Raw genomic sequence first — 24,282 nt, 5'->3', positions numbered from 1 at the left:
TCGTGGACCTACCCGAGGGGCGAAGAACAAGGTGGCAGGGGCAAGGCAGGCTGTGGGCGAGGCCCGCAGGATCGTCGTCAAGGTGGGCTCCTCGTCGCTGACCACCGCCGCCGGCGGCCTGGACGCCGACCGCGTCGACGCGCTCGTCGACGTCCTCGCCAAGAGCCGCAGCGGCGGAGAGCGGGAGATCGTCCTGGTCTCCTCCGGCGCCATCGCCGCCGGACTCGCCCCGCTCGGCCTGCGCCGCCGCCCCAAGGACCTCGCCCGCCAGCAGGCCGCCGCCAGCGTCGGCCAGGGCCTGCTCGTCGCCCGGTACACCGCCTCCTTCGCCCGCTACGGCGTCCGCGTCGGCCAGGTGCTGCTGACCAGCGACGACATGAGCCGGCGCGCCCACCACCGCAATGCGTCCCGCACCCTCGACAAGCTGCTCGCGATGGGCGCGTTCCCGATCGTCAACGAGAACGACACCGTCGCCACCGACGAGATTCGCTTCGGCGACAACGACCGGCTCGCCGCCCTCGTCGCCCACCTCGTCCACGCCGACCTGCTGGTGCTGCTCTCCGACATCGACGGGGTGTACGACGGCGACCCCGGCAAGCCGGGCACCTCCCGGATCGCCGAGGTGCGCGGCCCCGAGGACCTCGCGCACGTCGAGATCGGCAGCGCCGGCAAGGCGGGCGTCGGCACCGGCGGCATGGTCACCAAGGTCGAGGCCGCCCGGATCGCGGCCGCCGCCGGCATCCCCGTGGTCCTCACGAGCGCCGTGCACGCGGCCGACGCCCTCGGCGGCGGCGACACCGGCACCTACTTCCACGCCACCGGCAAGCGCTCCGCCGACCGGCTGCTCTGGCTCCAGCACGCCTCCACCCCGCAGGGCTCGCTGACCCTGGACGACGGAGCGGTGCGGGCGGTCGTCGAGCGGCGCACCTCGCTGCTGCCGGCCGGGATCGCCGGCGTCGAGGGCGAGTTCAGCGCGGGCGACCCCGTCGAACTGCGCGACACCTCGGGGCGGCCGGTGGCGCGGGGGCTCGTCAACTTCGACGCCCGCGAGATCCCCCAGCTGATCGGGCGGTCCACCCGGGAGCTGGCGCGGGAGCTGGGCGCGGAGTACGAGCGGGAGGTCGTGCACCGCGACGACCTGGTGATCCTGCATCCCTGAGGGCGTCGAACGGCTGTCTGCGGACGCGCTCGAACGATCCGTACCGGTGGGGGACGTTCCGTGAAAGCCCCCCACGGAGCCGTGCGGCCTGCTCAACTTTGTCTCACGGAGACATTCCGCACGAGTACCGCTGAAGCGCTGCGTAAAGGAGGCCGTCGTGAGACGAGTGCGCCCTGGGGTGGCGGCGGCCCGTGGGAGTACCAGTACCGACGGGGCAGGCTCCCGGTCCACCCGGGTGCCCGGGGAGGAGCGCGCCCTGACCAGCGTGGCGGCCGGTGACCGGTACCGGGCCGAGGAGCAGTGGGAGGGCGGCCCCGAGGGCACGCGCCCCGCCGACGCGCCCCGGCTGTGGCACGTGACCCTGAGCGTCTCCGGCGAGGAAGCCCCGCTGAAGGAGGTCCGGCGCGCGCTGGAACAGCTCGCCCACGACCATCCCTTCCTGCTGACCAGCAGATACGCCCCTGACCACGCCGAGATCCGGTACTGGGAGGAGGCCCGCGACCTGCACGACGCGGCCGCCGTCGCCCTCCGGCTGTGGGGCGAGCACCGCCAGACGGCCGGGCTGCCGCCCTGGGAGATCGTCGGCCTGGAGGTCATCGACCGCCAGACGTACCACCAGCGCATCGCGGAGGGCTACGGACCCGCTCCGGCCACGCCCGTGGGGGTCCACCCCTTCTGATTCCGGCTGATCCCGCTGATGCTGATTCCGGCTGATCCCGGCTGATCCCGGCTGATCCCGGCTGATTCCGGGGAGTGCGCCGGGCGCGTTCCGGGGGCGCATCCGGCCCGCATCCGGCCCCTGAGCACCCGTCCCGGTCCCGTCTCGGCCCCCGTCTCGGGGTGTGGGATGCGCGGTGGCCCGGTTCCCGCGGCGCACTACCCTTCCCGTATGACCACGCTCTCGCCGTACGACGCCATGTCCCCGGTCACCCAGGCCGCCTACCGCGCCAAGGCGGCCGCCGCCGATCTCGCGCCGCTGCCCCGGGCCGCCAAGGACGACGCGCTGCTCGCCATCGCGGACGCGCTGGAGGTCCGTACGAGCGAGATCGTCGAGGCCAACGCACGGGACATCGCCAAGGCCCGGGAGGCCGGCACGGCCGAGTCGGTCGTCGACCGGCTGACCCTCACCCCGGAGCGGGTGCGGGTCATCGCCTCCGACGTCCGGGACGTCGTCGCGCTGCCGGACCCGGTCGGCGAGGTGGTCCGCGGCTCCACCCTCCCCAACGGCATCGACCTGCGCCAGGTCCGCGTGCCGCTCGGCGTGGTCGGCATCATCTACGAGGCCCGCCCGAACGTCACCGTGGACGCCGCCGCCCTCTGCCTGAAGTCCGGCAACGCGGTCCTGCTGCGCGGCTCCGCCTCCGCGTACGAGTCGAACACCGCCCTCGTCCGGGTGATCCGCGACGCCGTCGGCGGCGCCGGGCTGCCTGCCGACGCCGTCCAGCTGGTGCCCGGCGAGGGCCGCGAGAGCGTGCACGAGCTGATGCGCGCCCGGGGCCTGGTCGACGTCCTCATCCCGCGCGGCGGCGCCTCGCTGATCCGGACCGTCGTCATGGAGTCCAAGGTCCCCGTCATCGAGACCGGCACCGGCAACTGCCACGTCTACGTCGACGCGGCGGCCGACCTCGACATGGCGATCGACATCCTGATCAACTCCAAGGCCCAGCGGGTCAGCGTCTGCAACGCCGCAGAGACCCTCCTGGTCCACCAGGACATCGCCCCCGAGTTCCTGCCGCGCGCCCTGGACGCCCTCGCCGAGGCCGGGGTCACCGTCCACGCCGACGAGCGGGTCATGGCCTACGCCAAGGACTCCGAGGCGACCGTCGTCGAGGCCACCACCGAGGACTGGGAGACCGAGTACCTCTCCTACGACATCGCCGCCGCCGTCGTCGACTCCCTCGACAAGGCCGTCGAGCACATCCGGCTGTGGACCTCCGGGCACACCGAGGCCATCGTCACCACCTCCCAGCAGGCGGCCCGCCGCTTCACCCAGCTGGTCGACTCCACCACGGTGGCCGTGAACGCCTCCACCCGCTTCACCGACGGCGGCCAGTTCGGCTTCGGCGCGGAGATCGGCATCTCCACCCAGAAGCTGCATGCCCGGGGCCCGATGGGCCTGCCGGAGCTGACCAGCACCAAGTACATCGTCACCGGCGACGGCCACGTACGCCGCTGACGGACCCCCTCCGGCGGGGGCGCATATGCGCGCGGCAGGCGCGTCCGGTCTGGGCGCGCGGCCCGTGAGAGGCGTCTCATCGGGCGGATGAATTTCCCTACCGTCTGCCCAAATTGACCCCCCAGGTCTACTCTGGATCCGTGCCGGAGGACGTGGGGGGTATGCCGTTCCCTGACGGCTGGGAGCCCGACGACGACCACGACCGCGGGGTGTCGGACGAAGAGTTCGCCTCCGTGGTCTTCGACGAGGCCTTCGTACAGGCGGCCGTGGTGCACGAGCCGACCGCCGTCGAACGCCTCCTTGCCGCCGCCGAGGCGAGAGCCGAGGCCTCCGAGGCCGAAGCCCGCAGAGCCCGCGCCCGCGGCGATCACTACGACGACGCCTACGGCCCCGGCGATTTCGGCCATGATCCCGACCTCGACGACCTGGACGACATCGACGACCTCGACGACCGCTACGGATCCTCCGGGCCGTACGGCAAACAGGTCCGCTGGCACCGCCCGGTCGCCTGGATGCTCGCCGTCGTCATGGGCGTCGGCATGGTCGCGCTGGCCTTCGCCGCCGTCTACCGGGGCGCCTCCTCGGGCAGCCGGGACCCGGTCCCGCCGCCCGCCACCACCGGCCTGGAACAGGGGAGCGCCGCACCCCCGTCCGCGTCGGCGTCCTACTCCCAGCCACCCGTCTCCGCCGTCCCGCGCACACCCTGACCCCGGGAGCGGCGAGGACCGGCGCGGGTGCCGCGGGTGCCGCCGCGGCGGCCCGCGGCACGGCCGACACGGGCGACGGACCTGGTGAGAACCTGTCAGAACTTGTCGCGCGGCAGGGCGTTTACCCGGGCTCCGCGCGACCTACTCTGAAAGTATGGGCGGGCCTGGAGAGCCACCTGAGGGGACACCCGAGGGCGCCCCCGGAGGTGGCGAGGACGAGTACCGATCCGTCGTCTTCGACGAATCGTTCGTCCGCGCTGCCCGCCTCCAGGAGTACTCCGCGCAGGAACGCCTGGCCGACCACGCCCCCGCCGTGCGCCGCCGCCCGCCGCTGCGCCGGGGCCTGACCCGGCAGGCGCTGCTGCTGGTCCTGCTGATCGCCCTCGCTTTCGGCACCGCCATCTACATGGGTGTACGCAACCCCTACCAGAGCCCCACGGCCCGCCGGTCCGTCGAGCCCCTGCGGATGACGCTCGTCCCGCTCGCCCCGACCACCGCCGTACCCGGCGCCGCCGACACCGAGACGCTGTACGCGCACAGCCCCGCCGCCCGGTACCGCGTCGGCGCCGCCGGCATCCCGCTGCCGGGCTACCGGCGCACCGCGCATTTCTCCGACAGCCAGGTCTTCGCCGCGCTGAACAGCGCCAAGGAGTACCTCGTGCGCTCCTCCCTCTACCCGGAGGTGCTCACCGGGCAGCAGGTGCGGCCGGTGCGCGGGCTGATCGACGGCGGCCAGCTCGAACAGTTCGACGCGAGCTTCACCCATCCGGCGGCCGACGGACGGCACGCGCCGACCGGCTGGCTGGTCCGTTTCGACCCCGCCCGGGCCGAGCTGGCGAGCGACCGGATCCGCGTCCAGGGCACGCTGGCGGCCGCCGAGACCGACTCGTCCACCCTCGAGGTCACCGCCGACCACACCTTCGTGTACGCGCTGCGGCCGGCCGGTGCCGACGCGGAGGCCCCGGCCTCCCTGTTCACCGTCCGCCGCGAGCTGCACTTCCGCTTCGACCGCGACGACCTGCGCACCAACCAGCTTCAGCTGGTCGGCGCCGGCGTCCAGGCCGGACCGCTGTCCTGCGCCGAGGACTCCGCCAACCAGCTACGTCCGCTGCTGGCCGGCCAGACCGCCAAGGAGGGCGGCCCGGCCGGCACCGATCCGTTCGCCACGGGCGGCGTCCCGGCGCTGTGCGGGGTGCTGGCGGCGGGTGCGCAGCCGAAGGTGTGAGGCGCGCTCAGCCCTTGTCGAAGGGAGGCGTGTCCGCCGGTCCGTCCGGGCCGCTGCCGTTCGTACCGCTGCCGTTCGTACCGCTGCCGTCCGGGCCGCTTCCGTCCGGGCCGTTCGTCGGCCGGTCCGCCGAGGGCGCCGAGCCGGTGAAGCCCCCGAAGCCCCGCCGCACCCGGCCACCCAGGTCGCCGGCCCCGCCCGCGATGTCGCTGACCAGCTTCATCAGCGGGTCCTTGGAGTTCTTCACGCTGCTCGTGTAGTGGGCGGCCGACTCACGGAAGGAGTCCGTGACCGAGGTGTCCTTGTCCTCGCTGCGCCGCGGGTAGTGGCCGTCCATGATCCGCTGGTGGTCGCGGGACTCCGCCCACTTCTTCAGCTCCGCCGCGCGCACCGTGGTGAAGGGGTGCGTACGGGGCAGCACGTTCAGGATCTTCAGCACGGAGTCGCGCAGGTCGCCGCCCTCCTCGTACTCCTCGGCCTGCTCCAGGAACGCGTCCACGTTCATCTCGTGCAGGTGGTTGCCGCCGGCGATCTTCATCAGGCCGCGCATCGAGGCCCGCAGGTCCTGGCCGACCAGCAGACCGGCGCGGTCGGCGGACAGCTCCGACTTGCGGAACCACTCGCGCAGCGCCGTCACGATCGCCATGATCGCGAGGCTGCCCAGCGGTATCCAGGCGACCCGGACGGCGAGGTTCGTCAGGAACAGCAGGATCGTGCGGTACACCGCGTGCCCGGACAGGGCGTGGCCCACCTCGTGACCGATGACCGCCCGCATCTCCTCCTCGTCGAGCAGCTCGACGAGCCCGGTGGTCACCACGATGATCGGCTCGTCCAGGCCGATGCACATCGCGTTGGGCTGCGGGTCCTGGTTGACGTACATCGGCGGGACCTTCTCCAGGTCCAGGATGTGACAGGCGTCCCGCAGCATGTCGTTGAGGTGCGAGAACTGCTGGTCGGAGACCCGCACCGAGTCGGACAGGAACAGCAGCCTGAGGCTGCGCTCGGGCAGCAGCCCGCTGAGCGCCTTGAACACCGTGTCGAAACCGCTCAGCTTGCGCAGCGCCACCAGGGCGGAGCGGTCGGCCGGGTGCTCGTAGGCGCGGGAGGAGATCCCGGGGAACCGCCTGCGCTGCCTGCTCGGCACGGTCCCGGAGCCGTCGTTCTCGCGGGCGTCGTCGGACATGTCTTCCCCCATGTGCGTTGGTGTGGCCCTCGTCGCACGGCCTCTTTGTGGACCTTTGTGCGGCCCTTTGCGCCCCCGAAGCAGAGCTCAGCCCAGGCGGAGCTACCGTGGACGGGCACTGCACCGAAGGAGTCCCGCGCCATGGAGCACCACCCCGCAACCACCTGGCTGACCGAGGCCGCCGGCGCCGCCCAGCAGCAGGGGGCGGGGAATCTGCTCCGCGTCGTACTGGTCGTGATGGTCCTGGGCTGTGTGCCCACCGCGTGGTTCCTGCTGCGGGGCTACAAGCGGAAGGACGACTGAGCCGACGGGAAGGTTCCCCGCCGCTTCGAAACGGCCGAGGGGGCAACCCGCGTCCCCAATGGCGGAGTCGGCGTGATCGCCGCCGAGCCGCCCGCTTACGATGGGCCGACATCTTTATCCCGCCCTCACCGGATAGGTCCTGCCGACGATGAGTCTTCACAGCGCCGCTGCCCAGCTGGTCACCCTCGCCGCCGAGGGTGAGGAGCACGGCGGCAATCACGCGAGCCTGAACCCCCTGGTCACCGGCGGGGGCGCGTTCGTCATCCTGATGCTCCTGCTGTGGATCACCACCCGCTTCAACCGCGACCGCTGAGGCACACGATGCCCATACCGGGGCAGCCGGGGCACCCCGGGCATCCGTCGGCGGGTGCCCTCGGGCAGGGCCGGTAGGGTCTGCACGCATGGGAGAGCACGACATGCCTACCGGCCCGTCGAACCCGGGCAAGCGCCGCCTCGGCGTCATGGGCGGAACGTTCGATCCGATCCACCACGGACACCTCGTGGCGGCCAGTGAGGTCGCCGCGCAGTTCCACCTGGACGAGGTCGTGTTCGTGCCGACCGGCGAACCCTGGCAGAAGAGCCACCGCAGGGTCTCCCCGGCCGAGGACCGCTACCTGATGACGGTCATCGCGACCGCCGAGAACCCGCAGTTCTCGGTGAGCCGGATCGACATCGATCGCGGCGGCCCCACCTACACCGTGGACACCCTGCGCGACCTGCGGGCCCTCAACCCCGACACCGACCTCTTCTTCATCACCGGTGCCGACGCCCTCGGTCAGATCCTGACCTGGCGGGACAGCGAGGAACTGTTCTCCCTCGCGCACTTCATCGGGGTCACCCGGCCGGGTCATCACCTCACGGACCCCGGTCTGCCCGAGGGCGGCGTCTCGCTGGTCGAGGTTCCCGCGCTCGCCATCTCCTCCACGGACTGCCGTGCGAGAGTCGCCAAGGGCGACCCCATCTGGTACATGGTGCCGGACGGAGTCGTGCGTTACATCGACAAGCGCGAGCTGTACCGCGGCGAGTGAGCCGAGAGGGGTACCGGTGAACGACCGATACGACGCGGGGTACGGGGGCGACCCGTACGAGCTCGTCGGCTACGACGAGTACGGCCAGCCGGTCTACCGGCAGGTCCCGGCCCAGCAGGTCCCGCAGCAGCAGCCCTACGACCCTTACGGGCAGCAGGGCGGGCAGGGAGGCCAGAGTGGCCAGGGCGCTCAGAACGGGCACGGTGGGCACGGCGGGCAGGGCTACGGCTACGACCCGTACGCCCAGGGCGGGCAGCACACGCCCCCCTACGACCCGTACGCCACCGGTCGGCAGCCGACCGCGACCGGGTACGACACCGGGCAGCAGGCCGCCGCCCACGACCCGTACACCACCGGTACCGCGGCCCCGTACGACCCCTACGGGCAGACCGCCGTCGGCGGGCAGCAGCCCCGCGTCGAACAGCCCCGTACCGCCGAGCAGACCGCCTACATCCCGCAGCAGGCCGGACCGGCCGCGCCGGAGGGGACCGGCGAGCGGGACGGGCGGGGCGAGCGGGGCAGGCGGCGCGAACAGGGCGGACAGGGCGGTCCGGAGGGCGCCGGGAGCACCCAACCGGACTACCGCACCGAGCAGTTCGCGTTCGTGGAGGAGCCCGACGGCGACTCCGAGGACGTCATCGACTGGCTGAACTTCACCGAGAACCGCACCGAGCGCCGCGAGGAGGCCAAGCGCCGCGCCCGCGGCCGGCTCGTCGCCCTGGCCGTCGTCATGGCCCTGGTCGCGGTCGGCGGCGTCGGCTACCTCTGGTACGCCGGGAAGCTGCCCGGACTGTCGGAGTCCGCGGACACCGGCACGAAGACGACGACCGCCGGCACCGCGCAGAAGCGGGACGTGGTCGTCGTCCACCTGCACGACACGGCCGGCGGCGGCACCGCCACCGCGCTGCTCGTCGACAACACCACCACCGAGCAGGCCACGACCGTCCTGCTGCCCAACTCCCTGGTCCTCACCGCCGACGACGGCACCACGACCACCCTCGCCAAGTCCGTCGACGACGACGGCTCCGACGGCACGCGCGAGGCCCTGGACACCGTCCTCGGCACCGACATCGAGGGCACCTGGCGGCTGGACACGCCCTACCTCCAGAACCTCGTCGACCTGGTCGGCAACATCGAGGTCGACACCGACACCGACGTGCCCGACCCGAAGGCCAAGAAGGGCGAGGCCCCCCTCGTCAACAAGGGCGAGGACCAGACCCTCAGCGGCAAGACGGCCGTCGCCTACGCCACCTACCGTGCCTCCGGCGAGGCCCAGAACGCCCAGCTGGAGCGGTTCGGGCAGGTCATGCAGGGCATCCTGCGCAAGATCTCCTCCGACCCGCAGGCCGCCACGGTCACCGTGCAGACCCTCGCCCAGATCCTCGACCCCTCGCTGACCGACAAGGACCTCGGCACCTTCCTCGCCAAGCTCGCCGACCTCGCCAAGGGCGGCGACCACAAGACCGCCCTGCTGCCCGTCGAGGCCGACGGCACGCTCAGCGCCGAGGACAGCGCCGGCGTGGTGAAGGACGTCCTCGGCGGCACCGCGAAGAGCCCCGACAAGGACGCGGCCGTCGCCGTCTCCGTCCAGAACGCCGGCGGCACCAAGGCCGACACCGAGGACGCGCGCGTGGTGCTCCTCAACGGCGGCTTCACCTTCCTCGACGCCGGTACGGCGTCCGGCGCGCAGAGCGCCTCCAAGGTGCTGTACGCGGACGCCGCCCAGAAGGAGAACGCCACCGAGGTCGCCAAGACCCTGGACCTGCCCACCAGCGCCGTACAGAAGGGCGAGGTCACCGCCAACGCGGACGTCGCGGTCGTCCTGGGCCAGGACTACGAGGCCTCGTCGTCGTAGCCGGCGGTCCGGCGGGGTGATCCCGTAATCACGTGGGGTGCCGTCGGCGGTCCGTGAGACCCTTGAGGTCAAACGACCGCCGACGGAAAGCCACGTAGTGACCGCCACCGACCGCTCGATCGAGCTCATCACCACCGCCGCGCAGGCGGCCGCCGACAAGCTCGCGCACGACATCATCGCCTACGACGTCAGCGACGTGCTGTCGATCACGGACGCCTTCCTGCTGGCCTCCGCGCCCAACGACCGCCAGGTCAAGTCGATCGTCGACGAGATCGAGGAACGTCTCCTGAAGGACCTGGGCGCCAAGCCCGTACGCCGCGAGGGCGACCGCGACGCCCGCTGGATCCTGCTGGACTACATCGACATCGTCGTCCACGTCCAGCACAGCGAGGAGCGCGTCTTCTACGCCCTGGAGCGGCTCTGGAAGGACTGCCCCGAGCTGGAGCTGCCCGAGGACGCCCTGGCGACCCGCGGCAAGGCCGCCGAGCACGCCAAGCTCCAGGCCGAGGAGGACGACACCGCCGGATTCGGGGAGCTTCGGTGAGTGCCCCGGCGCAGCCCGGCGGCCGCGGGCCTGCCCGCGGCCGCCGCGTCATCCTCTGGCGCCACGGCCAGACCGCGTGGAACGTGGAGCGCCGCTTCCAGGGCACGACGGACGTCCCGCTGACCGAGACCGGCGTCGCCCAGGCCCGCCGCGCCGCCCGGCTGCTCGCCTCCCTCCGGCCCGACGCCATCGTCGCCTCCGATCTCTCGCGTGCCGCCAACACGGCCGCCGAACTGGCCGCGCTCACCGGCCTGGAGATCACCCACGACGAGGCCCTGCGCGAGACGTACGCGGGCGTGTGGCAGGGGCTGACGCACGAGGAGATCGTCGGCCGGTACGGCGAGGAGTACACCGCGTGGAAGCGCGGTGAGCCGGTCCGCCGCGGCGGCGGCGAGCTGGAGACCGAGGTGGCCGACCGCGCCGCCCCGGTCGTGCTGCGGCACGCCGAGAAGCTGCCGGAGGACGGCACGCTGGTCGTCGTCAGCCACGGCGGCACGATCCGCACCACCATCGGCCGGCTGCTCGGCCTGGAGGCGCACAACTGGGAGAGCCTCGGCGGCCTCTCCAACTGCTGCTGGTCCGTGCTGGGCGAGGGCGCCCGCGGCTGGCGTCTGCTCGAGCACAACGCCGGCACCCTGCCGGAACCGGTGCTCGGCGACGACGACTGAGCGTCCCCGTCGGCCCCGGACCCCGGATTTCACTTTCTGGCAGGTCGCAGGCTAAAGTTCTTCTTGTTCGCCCCGCCAAGCGGGAAGAACACCAGGGGCTATAGCTCAGTTGGTAGAGCGCCTGCATGGCATGCAGGAGGTCAGGAGTTCAATTCTCCTTAGCTCCACTGGTGAAGATCCCGCTCCCTTCGGGGGGCGGGATCTTTCGTTGCTCCCGGGATCTTTCGTCACTCCGGGGACGGCTCCACGGGTGGCCCGGCGTACCTTCGGCAGACTGTTCCCCCACCGGCTTGAGTCACTTGGGCCCCGGAGGCGTATACCTCTTCGGAAGCGCTTCTCACATGCATGTTCGCGCTCGCCGCGACAGCAACGCCCGGTGCCGTGTCCGGACTGGTACTGAGGCGTCGCTGACCGTATTGGCCCGGCCGTGGCAGAATCAAACGGCCGGAAGGGGGCGCGACCCGACGGGAGGGAGTAGCGATGCCTGCGAGCATCCTCGGAGAGGTCGGTCACCTCTTCGAAGCGGCGTTGACACGGGACACGGCCACCCGCCTCAGCTGCCCCTCCTGCGGCTCCGGCCATGTGGCCCAAGTCCTCGGGGACAACGGCGGCATCTCCTACGTGTGCACGGCCTGCGGCCACAGCTGGAGCTGATCGATGGGTGCACACAGGCGAAAGTGCGACTGGTGTGGCAGCGGCACCCCGATCGTGCGCGACATGGAACCGGTCAACCCCGACTACCAGTACTGGTGCGAGGAGTGCGCGCGGGCGCTGATCATAAAAGGCGACCCCATCGAGACGTACCGCGAACTGGAGGGGGAGCCGATCTACGGCCGTCTCCTCGAGGAGCACTGCACGCTCAAGCGGTTCTATTCGTTCGTCACGGCTTGACGTTCCCGTCAAACCGGACAGAACGGAAACGATTTGGTGGTCCACCCCCTGGACCGTGTAATGTTGGCGTCGCCGCCGGGGAAACCCGGGCGGCACGGTCGATACGCGGTTTCACCGCGAGACCACAAGGGGCTATAGCTCAGTTGGTAGAGCGCCTGCATGGCATGCAGGAGGTCAGGAGTTCAATTCTCCTTAGCTCCACAATCAGATCCCGTCCGATCGTGAAGATCGGGCGGGATCTTCTGCATTCCCGCCCGCACTGTGTCCAGGGGAGTCGGGCAGGTGCGGGGCTGACGCCACAGGGGCCGCCCGATGCCGGGCGGCCCCTGTGGCTGTGTGGACGGGCGGGTGCGGTCAGCGGCCCAGGGCGCGGCGGCCGCGGCCCTGGGAGAGCACCGGGAGGTTGCGGGAGGGCGCCTGCGCGCGCGTGTCCTCCTCCAGCCGCAGGGCCAGCGCCGGGCAGCGCCGCACCGCCCGGAGCGCCTTGGCCTCCGCGTAGCGCGGCACCTTGGCCTGGGCGACGGTCGGGAAGCCGTCGGCGCCCAGCTGGAAGACCTCCGGGAGGATGTCCGCGCACAGGCCGTGGCCCCGGCACAGCGTCCAGTCCACGTAGATCTTCTGGCGGCTGTCACCGCTCTCCTGCGGCGCTGCGCCGCTGGTGATGCTCGCCGGGGCCATGCCCTCCTCGAAGAGCGGCAGAACGCCCTCCACGGGCCGTCCGCAGCCGTTTCCGAGGACGTGGGCCGCGAGGTCGTCTGTGAACGCCTTGATGGTCGACTCCAGGAACATCGCGGAGCCGTCCGGGTGCGAGCACGCCCCGCGCCGCTTGACGTTCTTGGCGACCTGCTTGAGCGCCTCCAGGGCGGCCGGGCCGCCGCCGTTGATGATGTCCTCCATGCCGCGCGCGGCGGCCGGCAGGCCGAGGTAGCAGGGACCGCACTGTCCCGCGCTCTCCTCGGCCAGCCACTGCGCGACGCGCAGGGACTCGCCCAGCGGGCAGGTCTCCTGACTGATCGGCAGGATCGCGCCGGCGCCGAGAGCGCCGCCCACCGCGTCCAGCGAGTTGCGGGAGACGATCGCCTCGTTGACGGTCGCCGCGTCGATCCACTTGCCGTGGTAGCCGCCCGTCAGCACGCCCTGGGGCACCGGCGGGGCACCGGCCAGCTGGAGCACGTAGCGCAGCGGCACGCCCGTGGGGACCTCGATGACCATCGGGCGGGCGACCGCGCCGGAGACGGTCAGCATGACGGTGCCGGGCTCGTCGTACAGGCCGGTGTTGCCGTAGCGCTCCGGGCCGATGCGGGCGGCGATGGCGAGCTGCGCGAAGGTCTCGGCGTTGGACAGCAGGGTCGGGGCGCCGCCGACGCCGTTCTGCGAGGCGCTGACCTTGCGGCCGGGCGGGATGGCCGGGCCGCCGTCGATGGAACGGATCAGCGACGCGGCCGCGCCGGTGACCATGCGGATCGGGTTGCGCTGGACGAACGCCTTCAGCGCCGAGCGGCGGCCGTTGCTCAGGCCGCGTTCGGCGAGGGCGGCCTCCATGGAGCGCTGGGTCGATTCGCGGGTGACCCCCACCACGAGCGTGCGGGCACCCAGCGCCTCCGCGACCAGCAGCGCGCCGTCCAGGATGAGATGCGGGGCACGGTTGATCATCACCGTGTCCTTGCGGCAGGCCGGTTCGTCCTCGCTGCCGTTGACGACGACGACCGGCCGTACGCCCCGCTTGATCGCCGCGTCGGCGACGGAGCGGAGCTTCTTGTGGAAGGGGAATCCCGCGCCGCCGCGGCCCTTGAGGTTGATGCGTTCGGAGAGCTGCGCGAGCTTTTCCCCGCCCATGGGTTCGAGCGGCCCGTGCACCTTCAGGTGCATGGGCAGATCGAGTCTCTCGACAAGGTCGAAGCCAGACGTGAGCTGCGGAAGGCCGACCACGCGGACTTCCGGGACGTCGGGCAGGGCCTCGTTCACCTATAGCCTCCGGAAGGCGTGTTCCAAGGTTCGCCCGAACCCGGTGAGTCGAAGGACGCACCGGGGGATGGTTCATTGGCGGGACCGCTGTTGTACGTGTCGTTCGAGTTGTACGCGCCGTACTGGGCGTTCGTCTCACCCGTGTTGTACACATCACCTCCCACAACCGGAATGGTGCCCGTATTGCCATAGACCGGGATGTTGAATCCCGTGTCCTGGAGCGGGTCGTAGGCGGACGGAGGTGCCTCGCCGACCGGCGGCGGGGACGGGACCGGCCAGGTGCCCGAGGTGCTGCCGCCGCTGTCCACGCGCTGCATCGCCTCCGTGGCCTGCATGTCGAACGGCATGTTCATCTGCGCGGTCTGGTCGACCCCGGCCCCCGCGTACGGCTGTTGCGGACTGGGCGTGTTGACGGCGCGGTAGGCGGCCGCGAAGCCGTTGGCGGACTCCTGTGCGGCCTGTGTGTCGTACAGCGGGGACGCCTGCGGGCTCATCCGGGGAGTGCTCCGCGTGTCGGACGCGGACGAGCGGCCCCCGCGTCCCTCGTAGCCGGGCAGGGCGGAGCTGCCGGTACCCCCGCCGGACCCGCCGCCCTCGGCCACACGCGCGCGTGACGCCTCCAGGCCGTCCATGGAACGGTCCGGGGAGTTGCCCAGGAGCGTGGTGAGCCGGTCGGCGAGCCGGCGCTTGATCGGGCGCGGGGCGGCGCGCAGCGCGAGGGCGGCGATGACCCCGAGCAGGCACAGCTGGTACGAGATGACGAAGAACGGCTTGGCCGCTCGACCCGCGTAGAGGCCGTGGATCAGGGCCGCGCACAGCGCCGGGTAGGCCAGCATGTGCATGGCGCGCCAGCGGGCGGCGACCTCGGCCGGCGCGGCGAACTGGTTGCGCAGCGCGCCGGTGATGCCCACGAAGATCATGAGCAGGCCGGCCGTGGAGCCGAGGCCGATGAGTCCGCCGATTCCGGTGACACCGAGTGAGAACGGGATGAGCGCGGCGATCAGGACGGTGTGCTCCAGTGCCACCTTGACGGTGATGTGCACCAGGAGGAAGGCGATCGAGCCGACCGCCGTCACGCGGTGGACGCCCTGCGCGATGATCCGTTGGCGTGTGTTGAGGAAGATCCGGTCCTGGGCGACGAGGCCCCAGATGACCGAGCAGGTGAGGCACACCAGCGACAGCACACCCGCACCGAAGTTCAGGAACGACTGGACTTGGTCACCACCGGCGAGCACGACCACGGGTATGAGGACCAGGACGACAGCCGAGGCCACCCCATAGGCCGACCGACCCGGCTTGGGGAGCGAGCTGTTACTGAGAAGAGGGTTCATGGGGGCAACTCCGAGCAGTTTCGGGAAAGCGGTCCCGCTGCCGAACTCTAAGTGGCTCCATACCGATGGGTACGAGGTTTGAGTTATTGCGTTGTTATCAAATGACAACGGGGACGTTCCGATGTCCCCTTAGTGGCTGTTACGCGAAGTAATCCTTGACCTTTGTTCAGCTTCAGCTCCGCCGGGTGCGCCCGGTGTCCGTGTGAGATACGCACGCGCGTGCCCGTCTGCTCAAGTCGCCGGGAAGTCCGTCGCGGCCCGATCAGGGGCTGCGGTACCCTAGCGCCATGCGTGCCGTACGCCTTCTGCTTAGCGAGCCGCGCTGATCAGTCCCGACCGCCGGTGAACCGGACGGCTCGGAATCGGCGCGGCGTCCCCTCCTGTGCGAGGGGATTTTTCGTTTCCGGATGACACAGCCGCTGGCAGAGACGATCGATGGAGCTTTGAGGATCATGAGCGAGACGAACCCCGCTGCCACTGCCGAGGTGGCCGCGCCGCACCGCTACACGGCGGTCATGGCCGCCGAGATCGAGGCACGCTGGCAGGACTTCTGGGACGCCGAGGGCACGTACGCCGCTCCCAACCCCAAGGGTGACCTGGCCGGCGACCCCGCGGTCGTCGCCCGGCCCAAGAAGTTCATCATGGACATGTTCCCGTACCCCTCCGGTGCGGGCCTGCACGTCGGCCACCCCCTGGGCTACATCGCGACCGACGTCTTCGCCCGCTACCAGCGGATGACCGGGCACAACGTCCTGCACACCCTGGGCTTCGACGCCTTCGGCCTGCCCGCCGAGCAGCACGCCGTGGCGACCGGTGAGCACCCCCGGGTCACCACCGAGGCCGCCATCAGCAACATGAAGTCCCAGCTGCGCCGGCTGGGCCTGGGCCACGACAAGCGCCGGTCGTTCGCCACGATCGACCCGGACTACTACAAGTGGACCCAGTGGATCTTCCTGCAGATCTTCGGCTCCTGGTACGACGACGAGGCCGGGAAGGCCCGTCCGATCGCCGAGCTGATCGCCCAGTTCGAGTCCGGTGAACGCGCCGTACCGGGCCACACGCGCGCGTGGAACGAACTGAGCGCCGGCGAGCGCGCCGACGTCCTGGGCGACTTCCGGCTGGCCTACGCCTCCGACTCGCCGGTCAACTGGTGCCCCGGACTGGGCACCGTGCTGGCCAACGAGGAGGTCACCGCCGACGGCCGCTCCGAGCGCGGCAACTTCCCGGTCTTCAAGGCCAAGCTGCGCCAGTGGAACATGCGCATCACCGCCTACGCCGACCGCCTGCTGGACGACCTGGACGCGCTGGACTGGCCCGAGGCCATCAAGCTGCAGCAGCGCAACTGGATCGGCCGCTCCGAGGGCGCCCGCGTCGACTTCCCGATCGACGGCGAGCGCATCACCGTCTTCACCACCCGCCCCGACACCCTGTTCGGCGCGAGCTACATGGTGCTGGCCCCCGAGCACCCGCTGGTCGAGAAGTTCACCCCGGACACCTGGCCCGAGGGCACCCACGACGTGTGGACCGGCGGCCACGCGAGCCCGGCCGAGGCCGTCGCCGCGTACCGCGCGCAGGCCGCGTCCAAGTCCGACGTCGAGCGCCAGGCCGAGGCCAAGGACAAGACCGGCGTCTTCATCGGCGCGTACGCGACCAACCCGGTCAACGGCGAGCGGGTACCCGTCTTCATCGCCGACTACGTCCTGATGGGCTACGGCACCGGCGCGATCATGGCCGTCCCGGCCGGCGACCAGCGCGACTTCGAGTTCGCCCGCGCCTTCGAGCTGCCGATCACCTGCATCGTCGAGCCGACCGACGGCCGTGGCACCGACACGTCCACGTGGGAGGACGCCTTCGGGTCGTACGACGCGAAGATCATCAACTCCGCCAACGACGACATCTCCCTGGACGGCCTGCCCGTCGCCGAGGCCAAGGCGCGCATCACCGAGTGGCTGGCCCGCAAGGGCATCGGCGAGGGCACCGTCAACTTCCGGCTGCGCGACTGGCTGTTCAGCCGCCAGCGCTACTGGGGCGAGCCCTTCCCGATCGTCTACGACGAGGACGGCGTCGCCCACGCGCTGCCCGAGTCGATGCTGCCGCTGGAGCTGCCGGAGGTCGAGGACTACTCGCCGCGCACCTTCGACCCGGACGACGCCGACACCCAGCCCGAGACGCCGCTGTCGCGCAACGCGGAGTGGGTCGACGTCACCCTGGACCTGGGCGACGGGCCGAAGCGGTACCGGCGCGAGACCAACACCATGCCCAACTGGGCCGGTTCCTGCTGGTACGAGCTGCGCTACCTGGACCCGCACAACAGCGAGCAGCTGGTCGACCCGGAGATCGAGCGGTACTGGATGGGCCCGCGCGAGGGGCAGCCGCACGGCGGTGTCGACCTGTACGTCGGCGGCGCCGAGCACGCCGTGCTGCACCTGCTGTACGCGCGCTTCTGGTCCAAGGTCCTGTTCGACCTGGGCCACGTCTCCTCGGCCGAGCCGTTCCACAAGCTGTTCAACCAGGGCATGATCCAGGCCTACGTCTACCGTGACAGCCGGGGCTTCCCGGTGCCGGCCACCGAGATCGAGGAGCGCGACGGCGGCTTCTTCCACGCGGGCGAGCCGGTCAAGCGCGAGCTGGGCAAGATGGGCAAGTCCCTGAAGAACGCGGTCACCCCGGAGGCGATCTGCGCCGAGTACGGCGCCGACACCCTGCGCCTGTACGAGATGGCGATGGGCCCGCTGGACGTGTCGCGCCCGTGGGACACCCGCGCGGTCGTCGGCCAGTACCGCCTGCTCCAGCGCCTGTGGCGGAACATCGTCGACGAGTCCACCGGTGAGGTCACCGTCGTCGACGCCGAGCCCGACGAGACGACGCTGCGTGCCCTGCACAAGGCGATCGACGGGGTCCGCCAGGACCTGGAGGGCCTGCGCTTCAACACCGCCATCGCCAAGATCACCGAGCTGAACAACCACCTGACCAAGGCGGGCGGGGCGCTGCCGCGCACGGTCGCCGAGGACCTGGTGCTGCTGGTCGCGCCGCTGGCCCCGCACATCGCCGAGGAGCTGTGGCGCAAGCTGGGCCACACCGACTCGGTCGTCCACCAGGACCTGCCGGTCGCCGACCCGGCGTACGTCGTGGACGAGAGCGTGACCTGCGTCGTGCAGATCAAGGGCAAGGTCAAGGCGCGGCTGGAGGTGTCGCCGGCCATCTCCGACGAGGAGCTGGAGAAGGTGGCGCTGGCCGACGAGAACGTGGTCAAGGCGCTGGGCGGTGCGGGGATCCGGAAGGTGATCGTGCGGGCGCCGAAGCTGGTGAACATCGTTCCGGCGTAGTGCCGTCCCGGCTGTCCCCCTAGGGAGAGCCGTCCTCCCTGTCCCCTAGGGGTGCTGTGCGGGCAGGTTCGGGGTTCTGCCGGAACTCCGGACCTGCCCTTTGCGTTTACCGTTTTGAGAGCGGGCGCGTATGTGCTGGGGAGCGGGCGTGTACGTGCGGCGCGATGTGAGCGGCGCGAGGTGTGTCGTGGCAGGCCGGAGGAGGAGCTCGTGGAAGCAGTCGTCGCAATCTTCGCCCTGCTCGTCGTGCTGTTCCTGGCGCTCGGCGCCTACGCCACGGTGAAGGTGGTCGGCGCCGCCAAACGCGGTGTGGACCGCACCATCACCCAGGCCCGCCGCACGGTCGAGGACCACACCCTGCGGGCCAAGTCCTTCGCCCAGCTCGGGCCGGCCGGCGAGGTCGCCCAGCTCCGCCTCAAGCTGCGCACCTCGATGCGCGCCACACAGGAAGCCCTGCACGCGGGCGTGGCCGAGGACGCGTCTCTCAAGGAGTCCCTCGGCCTCTTCGAGCGCCTCAGCGCACACGGTCACGAGCTGGACGCCGAACTCAAGCGCCTGGAGTCCGAGCCGGACCGGGCGACGCTCACCGAGCGGCTGCCGTCCCTGCGGGAGCGCACCGAGCGGATCACGGAGTCCGCCGACGCGCTTCGCTGGGCCGCCCGGGACCGCGCCAGCCGCTTCGCGCAGGACGACCTGGACACCCTCAGCGCACAGATCGACGTCGAGGCCGGCGCCCTGCGGCACTGGACCACCCCCGAGTCCCCGTCGGCCCCGCCCCCGTGGCCGGAGGCCCCGGCCGCCGCCGACGGCGCGACGCCGGAGCAGACCTGGCCGAAGACGCCCGAGGCGCGCACGGCCGACGAGCCGACCCGGCCCGCCATCACTCCGCCCGGACCGCGCCCCACCTATCCGTGGCAGAAGAAGCCGCGCCCGGAGAGCACGACCTGACGAGAGCACGACCTGAAGAGAGCACGACCTTGATGCGCGGGGGATCGTGTTGGCGCCAGGGACCGTGCCGCGGTGTGTCCTCGCGTGGTACTGATTCGGTCAAGGCCCTCGCAGGTGGGAGGGGCTGGGCTGCCGTCCGGGGGCTACGCCAGGTAACCTCCAGCTCATGTCCCGCCATGTCGCGATCGTCACGGATTCCACGGCCTACCTGCCGCAGCGGACGATGGAGCGTCACGGCATCACCGCGGTGCCCCTGACCGTCGTCCTCGGCGACCAGGCCCTCGAAGAGGGCTCCGAGATCTCGACCCGCTCCCTCGCCCAGGCGCTCCAGAAGCGACGCCCCGTCACCACCTCGCGCCCCAGCCCTCAGCTCTTCGCCGAGACGTATCGCAGGGTCGCCGAGTCCGGCGCCGACGGCATCGTCTCCCTCCATCTCTCCGCCGAGCTGTCCGGCACGTACGACGCGGCGGTCGTCGCGGCGCGGGAGGTGCCGGTGCCGGTGCGGGTGGTGGACACCGGCATGATCGCGATGGCCCTCGGCTTCTGCGCGCTCGCCGCTGCCGAGGTGGCGGAGGCGGGTGGCACGGTCGACGAGGCGGTCACCGCCGCGGAGAAGCGGGCCGCCGGCACCTCCGCCTACTTCTACGTCGACACCCTCGACTATCTGCGCCGTGGCGGTCGGATCGGCGCCGCCCAGGCCCTGTTGGGCTCCGCGCTCGCGGTGAAGCCGCTGCTCCAGCTCGACGGGGGGCGCATCGAACTCCTGGAGAAGGTCCGGACGGCGTCGAGGGCGATCGCCCGCCTGGAGGAGCTGGTGGCCGACCGGGCGGGGAGCGCCGCGGTCGACATCGCCGTGCACCACCTCGCCGCTCCGGAGCGCGCTGCCGCGCTCGCGGACCGGTTGCGGGAGCGGGTGCCCGGGGTGGCGGATCTGCATGTCAGCGAGGTCGGCGCGGTGATCGGGGCGCACACGGGGCCGGGGTTGCTGGGAGCCGTGGTCTCGCCTCGTTGAGCGGTACTCGCTCTGCTACCGGGGTCGTTCACTCGTGTTGCTACGGGGGGTCTTTCACTCGTGTGAGTGGGCTGGTTATCCACAACTGGGTGGTATTCCCCGGAAATTGAGCAAGATCATCGCGATGCGGTGAAGTGTCCGATCCTCGGGGCATGGCACTTCGATCACGCACCCGCACCGTGTTTCCGACCAGCGGTCCCGGCCGGGGTCCCGGCTCCGACGGGCGGCACCGCACCTCCCCACGTCGTCTCCGTCGCCGTCCGTCCGGTCCCGGCCGGGCCGGGCACCGGCATGCTTCGGCGGAGGAACTGCGGCGGCGTGCGCAGGCGTTGTTCGCCGAACGGACCGTGGAACGGCGGGAGTCGGGGACGGGGCCGCCGCCGGTCAGCTACGAGGGCCCGGGAGCGGGCGGCTCGGACGCCGATGCCTCCGGGACCGAGGGCGTCGAGGAGCGGGCTGGTGACGCCGGTGGCCGGTGGGAGCGGGCCGGGGCGGCGCTGCGGGAGCGGATGCCGGTGTGGGTGCAGGCGCGGTGCGGCCTCGAACGCCGGAGCGTGCTGGCGCTGACGGTGGTGCTGGTCGTCGGCGCGGGCTTCGCCGTGCAGCACTTCTGGGCCGGGCGGGCCGAGCCCGTGCGGGCACCGGAGGTGGTGCGGGCGGCGGCGCCCTACGAGGTGGAGGAGCGGAAGGGGGCGGCGGTCTCCGCGGCTCCAGCCGCCTCCGGAGCTTCGGCCGCCGCGTCGGGCGGTGCCGCCGGCGCGCCCGGGGCCGAGATCGTGGTGGACGTCGGCGGGAAGGTCCGCAAGCCCGGGATCCATCGGTTGCCGGCCGGTTCGCGGGTGGTCGACGCGTTGACCGCGGCCGGTGGGGTGCGGCCGGGAACGAACACCGACGGCCTCAATCGGGCGCGGTTCCTCGTGGACGGCGAACAGGTGGTGGTCGGGGGACCGGCGCCGCCCGCACCGGGAGCCGGGGGTGGGCCGGCGAGCCCTGTCGGTGCGGGTGCGGGTGCGGGTGTCGGGGCGGGTGTCGGGGCCGGCCCCGCGGCTGTGGTCTCGCTCAACACGGCCACCGTGGAACAGCTCGACACGCTTCCGGGTGTGGGGCCCGTCCTGGCGCAGCACATCGTCGACTACCGCACGCAGCACGGCGGCTTCCGCTCGGTGGACGAACTGCGCGAGGTCAACGGTATCGGCGAGCGGCGCTACGCCGACCTGCGGAACCTCGTACGGCCATGAGGGGCGAGGAGGAGACCGCCGTCAGGGACGTCCGGGCGGGTCCGGGCCGCCGGGCTCGGCAGGCCGTGCACGCGGCCTCCGGGAATCGGCTGGGCGACGCGCATCCGCGCCAGGAGGGGCCGGCGGATCTGCGCCTGGTCCCGCCCGCACTCGCGGCCTGGGCCACGGCGGCGCTCGCGCTGGACGCGTCGCCGGAGGTGGCGATCGGCGTCGCGCTGGTGTGTGTGGTCGTTGCGGGTGCCTTGTTGGGGGCGCGCGGGAGGGGAGGCCGGTTCCTGCCACGCGGGTCTCTGCCACGCGCGTCTCTGCCGCGCGGGTCTCTGCCACGTGGGTCCCTGCCACGTCCGTCCTGGCCACGCCGGTCTGCGCGTACGTCCCCGCCGTCGACCCGGGGCCTCTGGGCGCGTGCCACCGTCGCCGCCTCCCTGCTCTGTGTCGGCGCGGCAGCCGTCTCCGCGGGGCTGCACGGGGCCGATGTGCGGCGGGGGCCGGTGCCGGGGCTCGTGCGGGAGTACGCGACCGTCACGGCCGAGGTCGAGATCACGTCCGATCCGAGGCTCAGCCGGCCCCGGGTCAGAGGGGATCGCGTGACGCCCGACGCGGTGCTGGTGGACGCGGAGGTGCGCCGCGTCGACGGCGCGGACGGCACGGCCGTGGTGACGCGGGCGCCGGTGCTGATGATCGTGGACGTGATCGTGGACGTGGAGGAGGGAGCGGAGGAGGGACCGGGTGAGGGAGCGGGTGAGAGTGCGCATCGGGGAGCGCATGAGGGAGCGGGCGCGGCGGAAAGGTCGCCGTGGCTCGGGCTGCTGCCGTCCACCCGGGTGCGGGTGACCGGACGGCTGGCACCCGCGTCGGCCGGAGGGGACCGCATCGCCGGTGTGCTGCGGGTACGGGACAGCGCGCGGCCGTCGGTCGTGGGGCAGCCGTCCGAGGCCCAGCGGCTGGCCGGGCGGCTCCGGGCCGGTCTGCGGGAGGCCACCGACGGGCTGCCCGCGGACGCCCGGGCGCTGCTGCCGGGACTGGTCGTCGGGGACACCGGACGGATCACACCGGAGCTGGACGAGGCGTTCGACGAGACGGACCTCGCCCACACGCTGGCCGTCTCGGGAAGCAACCTCACGATCATCCTCGCGCTGCTCCTCGGGCCGCCCGGACTGGCGCAACGCGTGGAGCGGCGTGGCCTGGCGCCGCGCCTCGGCGTCTCCCTGCGGGCGACCGCACTGCTCGGCGGAGGGCTCACCCTCGGGTTCGTCGTCGTGTGCCGGCCCGACCCGAGCGTGCTGCGCGCGGCGGCCTGCGGAGCCGTCGTCCTGCTCGCCCTCGCGACCGGCCGCCGAAGGTCGCTCCTGCCGGCGCTGGCGACGGCGGTGCTGGTGCTGGTGCTGTACGACCCGTGGCTGGCCCGGAGTTACGGATTCCTGCTGTCGGTGCTCGCCACGGGAGCCCTGCTGACGGTGGCGCCGCGCTGGAGTGCCGCGTTGCGCCGGCGCCGGGTGCCGCCGCGGCTCGCGGAGGCGTTGGCGGCGGCGGGGGCGGCGCAGGCCCTGTGCGCGCCGGTCGTGGCGGTGTTGTCGGCGCGGGTGAGCCTGGTGGCGGTGCCGTGCAACCTCCTGGTGGAGTTCGCGGTGGCGCCGGCCACGGTGCTGGGCTTCGCCGCGCTGGTGACGGCGCCCGTGGCGATGCCGGTGGCCAAGGCCTTGGCCTGGTGCGCGAGTTGGCCGGCCGGATGGATCGCGGGCATCGCCCGGGCCGGGGCGGCGCTGCCGGGCGGGGGAGTGGACTGGCCGGGCGGCTGGGGCGGCGCGCTGCTGCTCGCCCTCGTCACGGCCGTGGTGGTGCTGCTCGGGCGGCGCCTGCTGGGGCGGCCGTGGCTGTGCGCGGTCTGCGGGGTGCTGCTCGTGCTGGCGGTGGTGCAGCCGCCGCCGCTGACCCGGGTGCTCACGGGCTGGCCACCGCCGGGCTGGCGGCTGGCGATGTGCGACGTGGGGCAGGGCGACGCGACGGTGCTCGCGGCGGGCCCGGGCACCGGTGTGGTGGTGGACGCCGGACCGGATCCGGCGCTGGTCGACCACTGTCTGCGCACGCTCGGCATCACCAGGGTGCCGCTGGTCGTCCTGACCCATTTCCACGCCGACCATGTCGCCGGGCTGCCCGGGGTGCTGCGCGGGCGGGAGGTGGGGGCCATCGAGACCACCGGGTTCGAGGAGCCGTTGGCGCAGGCGGAGTTCGTGCGGAGGGAGGCGGCGGCGCGGAAGGTGCCGGTCGTGCGGGCCGTGGCGGGAGAGCGGCGCAGGGCCGGTTCCCTCGACTGGGAGGTGCTGTGGCCGCCGCCGCGGCAGGTACCGGAGCCCGAGGGGCCGAACGACGCGAGCGTGACGCTGCTGGTGCGGTCGGCCGGGCTGCGGATGCTGCTGCTCGGGGATCTCGAACCCCCGGCCCAGCGGGCGCTGGCGCGCTCACCGGTGGCGGGCCTGCTGAGAGAGGTGGACGTGCTGAAGGTGGCGCACCACGGGTCGGCGTACCAGGACCCGGACCTGATACGCGCGGTGGCGCCACGGCTCGCGCTGATCTCGTGCGGTGCGGACAACCCGTACGGGCATCCCGCCCCGAGCACGGTCGCGGCGCTGCGCGCGGGCGGTGCGACGGTGCTGCGGACGGACCAGGACGGGGCGTTGGCGGTCGTGGGTACCGGCGCGGCGCTGCGGGTGGCGCGACACTGA

Annotated in this window: 21 protein-coding genes and 2 tRNA genes; 20 read left to right on the top strand and 3 right to left on the bottom strand. The window is 72.1% G+C overall.

The window, feature by feature from the left end; all coding sequences use genetic code 11:
* Positions 1-52 precede the first annotated feature (52 nt).
* The 5 genes from proB to ACZ6D7_RS01215 all read left to right on the top strand — a co-directional run bounded on the left by proB (position 53) and on the right by ACZ6D7_RS01215 (position 5,267).
* Positions 53-1,159, top strand: coding sequence for a glutamate 5-kinase (gene proB / locus ACZ6D7_RS01235; RefSeq protein ID WP_469482982.1), 1,107 nt, complete (start codon positions 53-55; stop codon positions 1,157-1,159).
* Positions 1,160-1,316: 157 nt separating this feature from the next.
* A complete protein-coding gene (locus tag ACZ6D7_RS01230; protein WP_469482064.1) occupies positions 1,317-1,838 on the top strand; it encodes a hypothetical protein in 522 nt (173 codons plus the stop codon).
* Between the two features lie 210 nt (positions 1,839-2,048).
* Positions 2,049-3,335: a glutamate-5-semialdehyde dehydrogenase gene (locus ACZ6D7_RS01225; RefSeq protein WP_469482062.1), complete on the top strand. Its 1,287-nt coding sequence runs from the start codon at positions 2,049-2,051 to the stop codon at positions 3,333-3,335.
* A 140-nt stretch (positions 3,336-3,475) separates the two neighbouring features.
* Positions 3,476-4,042, top strand: coding sequence for an SCO2584 family spore wall biosynthesis protein (locus ACZ6D7_RS01220; RefSeq protein WP_469482060.1), 567 nt, complete (start codon positions 3,476-3,478; stop codon positions 4,040-4,042).
* 154 nt (positions 4,043-4,196) lie between these two features.
* A complete protein-coding gene (locus ACZ6D7_RS01215) occupies positions 4,197-5,267 on the top strand; it encodes an SCO2583 family membrane protein (protein ID WP_469482058.1) in 1,071 nt (356 codons plus the stop codon).
* 7 nt (positions 5,268-5,274) lie between these two features.
* Here ACZ6D7_RS01215 and ACZ6D7_RS01210 read toward each other — a convergent pair whose 3' ends face one another.
* Positions 5,275-6,450 (bottom strand): M48 family metallopeptidase, encoded by a 1,176-nt coding sequence (locus ACZ6D7_RS01210; protein WP_469482056.1) that lies wholly within the window; start codon positions 6,448-6,450, stop codon positions 5,275-5,277.
* A 141-nt stretch (positions 6,451-6,591) separates the two neighbouring features.
* Here ACZ6D7_RS01210 and ACZ6D7_RS01205 point away from each other — a divergent pair, with 141 nt between their 5' ends.
* The 10 genes from ACZ6D7_RS01205 (at position 6,592) to ACZ6D7_RS01160 (ending at position 11,940) form a co-directional block, all read left to right on the top strand.
* A complete protein-coding gene (locus tag ACZ6D7_RS01205) occupies positions 6,592-6,753 on the top strand; it encodes a hypothetical protein (protein ID WP_469482054.1) in 162 nt (53 codons plus the stop codon).
* A 148-nt stretch (positions 6,754-6,901) separates the two neighbouring features.
* Entirely contained in the window at positions 6,902-7,066 is a 165-nt protein-coding gene (locus tag ACZ6D7_RS01200; RefSeq protein ID WP_469482052.1) for a hypothetical protein, read from the top strand.
* An 88-nt stretch (positions 7,067-7,154) separates the two neighbouring features.
* Positions 7,155-7,781, top strand: coding sequence for a nicotinate-nucleotide adenylyltransferase (gene nadD, locus ACZ6D7_RS01195; RefSeq protein WP_469482050.1), 627 nt, complete (start codon positions 7,155-7,157; stop codon positions 7,779-7,781).
* 16 nt (positions 7,782-7,797) lie between these two features.
* Positions 7,798-9,636, top strand: coding sequence for an LCP family protein (locus ACZ6D7_RS01190; RefSeq protein ID WP_469482048.1), 1,839 nt, complete (start codon positions 7,798-7,800; stop codon positions 9,634-9,636).
* 97 nt (positions 9,637-9,733) lie between these two features.
* Positions 9,734-10,180 carry a ribosome silencing factor gene (rsfS, locus tag ACZ6D7_RS01185; protein WP_469482046.1) on the top strand — a complete coding sequence of 149 codons (447 nt, stop codon included), beginning with the start codon at positions 9,734-9,736 and terminating at the stop codon, positions 10,178-10,180.
* Positions 10,177-10,848: a histidine phosphatase family protein gene (locus ACZ6D7_RS01180; RefSeq protein WP_469482044.1), complete on the top strand. Its 672-nt coding sequence runs from the start codon at positions 10,177-10,179 to the stop codon at positions 10,846-10,848. The genes rsfS and ACZ6D7_RS01180 overlap by 4 nt, the downstream gene beginning before the upstream one ends.
* Positions 10,849-10,942: 94 nt before the next feature.
* Positions 10,943-11,015 (top strand) — tRNA-Ala (locus tag ACZ6D7_RS01175).
* 313 nt (positions 11,016-11,328) lie between these two features.
* Positions 11,329-11,502, top strand: coding sequence for a hypothetical protein (locus ACZ6D7_RS01170; RefSeq protein WP_469482042.1), 174 nt, complete (start codon positions 11,329-11,331; stop codon positions 11,500-11,502).
* A 3-nt stretch (positions 11,503-11,505) separates the two neighbouring features.
* Positions 11,506-11,739, top strand: coding sequence for a hypothetical protein (locus tag ACZ6D7_RS01165; RefSeq protein WP_003976229.1), 234 nt, complete (start codon positions 11,506-11,508; stop codon positions 11,737-11,739).
* 128 nt (positions 11,740-11,867) lie between these two features.
* A tRNA-Ala gene (locus ACZ6D7_RS01160) sits at positions 11,868-11,940 on the top strand.
* Between the two features lie 153 nt (positions 11,941-12,093).
* Here ACZ6D7_RS01160 and ACZ6D7_RS01155 read toward each other — a convergent pair.
* Positions 12,094-13,704 carry an NADH-ubiquinone oxidoreductase-F iron-sulfur binding region domain-containing protein gene (locus ACZ6D7_RS01155; protein ID WP_469482040.1) on the bottom strand — a complete coding sequence of 537 codons (1,611 nt, stop codon included), beginning with the start codon at positions 13,702-13,704 and terminating at the stop codon, positions 12,094-12,096.
* A complete protein-coding gene (locus ACZ6D7_RS01150) occupies positions 13,701-15,035 on the bottom strand; it encodes a cytochrome b/b6 domain-containing protein (protein ID WP_469482038.1) in 1,335 nt (444 codons plus the stop codon). Before ACZ6D7_RS01150 ends, ACZ6D7_RS01155 begins: the two co-directional genes overlap by 4 nt.
* Before the next feature lie 452 nt (positions 15,036-15,487).
* Between ACZ6D7_RS01150 and leuS the strand changes: the two genes are divergently transcribed.
* From leuS to ACZ6D7_RS01125, 5 genes are all read left to right on the top strand, one after another.
* The gene (gene leuS, locus ACZ6D7_RS01145; RefSeq protein WP_469482036.1) at positions 15,488-18,361 is read left to right on the top strand and encodes a leucine--tRNA ligase; all 2,874 of its coding nucleotides are present in this window, start codon (positions 15,488-15,490) and stop codon (positions 18,359-18,361) included.
* Between the two features lie 210 nt (positions 18,362-18,571).
* Positions 18,572-19,309 carry a hypothetical protein gene (locus tag ACZ6D7_RS01140; RefSeq protein WP_469482034.1) on the top strand — a complete coding sequence of 246 codons (738 nt, stop codon included), beginning with the start codon at positions 18,572-18,574 and terminating at the stop codon, positions 19,307-19,309.
* 166 nt (positions 19,310-19,475) lie between these two features.
* Entirely contained in the window at positions 19,476-20,321 is an 846-nt protein-coding gene (locus ACZ6D7_RS01135) for a DegV family protein (protein ID WP_469482032.1), read from the top strand.
* Between the two features lie 152 nt (positions 20,322-20,473).
* On the top strand, positions 20,474-21,559 hold the full coding sequence (locus tag ACZ6D7_RS01130; protein WP_469482030.1) for a ComEA family DNA-binding protein: 1,086 nt from the start codon (positions 20,474-20,476) through the stop codon (positions 21,557-21,559).
* A gap of 65 nt (positions 21,560-21,624) precedes the next feature.
* A complete protein-coding gene (locus ACZ6D7_RS01125) occupies positions 21,625-24,282 on the top strand; it encodes a ComEC/Rec2 family competence protein (protein WP_469482980.1) in 2,658 nt (885 codons plus the stop codon).

The organism is Streptomyces sp. NPDC041784 (assembly GCF_055591025.1).
Note: the sequence above shows the minus strand (reverse complement) of the source record. Positions and strands in the feature narration are given on the sequence as shown.